2 protein-coding genes are annotated in these 1,065 nt (G+C 46.1%); both read left to right on the forward strand.

Annotated features, from left to right (window positions below):
* The coding region (locus PSE6802_RS27850) for an IS5/IS1182 family transposase (RefSeq protein WP_019499003.1) at positions 1 to 424 on the forward strand (424 nt) is incomplete at its 5' end.
* 182 nt (positions 425 to 606) lie between these two features.
* Positions 607 to 873, forward strand: a complete 267-nt coding sequence (locus PSE6802_RS0105220; protein ID WP_019499004.1) for an RHS repeat domain-containing protein — start codon at positions 607 to 609, stop codon at positions 871 to 873.
* Positions 874 to 1,065: the final 192 nt, after the last annotated feature.

Here is a 1,065-nt window from a genome sequence, read left to right on the forward strand (position 1 = left end):
TTCCTATCTTGGGGTTCTTTGGCAACTCAACCTCAACCTAATCTGCAAGAGGTCTATTATCTGTACGTTTTTCGGCAAGGGGCGACGGCATGATTTCAAGCTGTTCAAAGCTTCTGGCATCCATTTCCATCCTCAAACCGAGAGTTTGCAGGACAAGGGTTATCAAGGCATCCAGAAACTGCATCTCTACTGCCGCTTACCCCACAAGAAACCGAAAGGTGGTCAGCTTACGCCTGAGCAGAAAGCGTTCAACCGCCAACTTGCGCGCCAACGGGTTGGCATTGAGCATGTTAATCGCCGCTTGAAGATCTTCCGCATCTTATCTGGACGCTATCGCAATCGTCGTCACCGCTTTGGTTTGCGTTGCAATCTAATTGCTGGTCTCTACAATTTTGAACGCTCTCAAGGCTCCTCAGTTGGCTAATTTGCAAGAGGTCTAATGTGTAGCATTGTTACGATGATGACTACGAATGACTGGTTGTCGAGAGGGTTCTTTTATTGAGTTACGAACTTTCAGTAGAGTAATACAAGAGGATGGGGATAATTTGAACCTTATTAAAATTCGATGCTGGAAATGCTGAAAGTTCTGATTCGGCTTAATTTTGTTTGAAATTTATTTGTTTTCTTCATTTTTCGGTTGACAATCCACATGACTGGGCGTACACAAACGCCTATGGTGCCTCTCGCACCTACATCTACGACGCAGCAGGCAACCGCACGAGCACCAGCGATCGCATTTTAGTTTTCGGTCAGTCAGTGATCGCTTGTGAAGTTTTTTGGGTTAGCAGAGCGATCGCTTCGATGATTGATTTTTGGGGCGGCGATCGCCATCATGGAATATTTGCAGAGCGATCGCCGTTTCTGATAGGCTAAACTTTTGGGAGCATCTCAGTTTTGCAAGGCAAGGTTAAGAGAGCCATTAAGGTAAGCAGAACGGTGTTTGAGGACTTGTGGCACATTATCACGGTTCCATTGAGCGCCAGAGATTTTGATGCGTCTAGCGATTTGCTTAACAGCAGATTCCACTGCGCCAGAACCAATAGAGCAAATCTGCTCGGTTTGGAA

Origin of the sequence: Pseudanabaena sp. PCC 6802 (assembly GCF_000332175.1) — a bacterium.
Taxonomy (GTDB): domain Bacteria; phylum Cyanobacteriota; class Cyanobacteriia; order Pseudanabaenales; family Pseudanabaenaceae; genus PCC-6802.